Origin of the sequence: Pseudomonas sp. CP-1, from assembly GCF_021213715.1 — a bacterium.
GTDB classification, from domain to species: domain Bacteria; phylum Pseudomonadota; class Gammaproteobacteria; order Pseudomonadales; family Pseudomonadaceae; genus Pseudomonas; species Pseudomonas aeruginosa.
The window spans coordinates 1-493 of record NZ_JAJQKY010000064.1 but is presented as its reverse complement, the minus strand read 5'-3'; the positions used below and the strand labels follow the sequence as shown (position 1 = coordinate 493).

Annotated in this window: 1 protein-coding gene; it reads right to left on the bottom strand. The window is 71.6% G+C overall.

Annotated features, from left to right (window positions below):
• The coding region (locus tag LT948_RS33065; protein WP_139270147.1) for an AMP-binding enzyme at window positions 1-493 on the bottom strand (493 nt) is incomplete at both ends.

Genomic DNA, 493 nt, shown 5'->3' with positions numbered 1-493 from the left:
CGCCTTGCGATCCAGCTTGCCGTTCGGACTCAGCGGCATCCGCTCCAGCGCCAGCCACTGCGCCGGCACCATGTATTCCGGCAGGCTCGCCGCCAGGTGCGCGGCCAGGGCTTCGCGCCAGTCGCCGCTCTCGCTCTCCAGCACCACGTAGCCGACCAACTGCTTGCCGTCCACCGCCAGCACCGCCGCCTCGCGCACCCACGGATGCTCCAGCAGGCGCGCCTCGATCTCGCCCAGCTCGATGCGCAGGCCGCGCAGCTTCACCTGGTGGTCGATCCGCCCGGCGTACTCGATCACCCCGTCGGCGCGGTAGCGCGCCAGGTCGCCGGTGCGGTACATCCGCTCCCCAGCCACGAACGGGCTGGCGACGAAACGCTCGGCAGTCAGCCCCGGACGCTGGTGGTAGCCACGGGCCAGGCCCCGACCGGCCAGGTACAGCTCGCCGAGCACGCCCACCGGTACCGGCTCCAGGTTGCCATCGAGGATGTAGCAG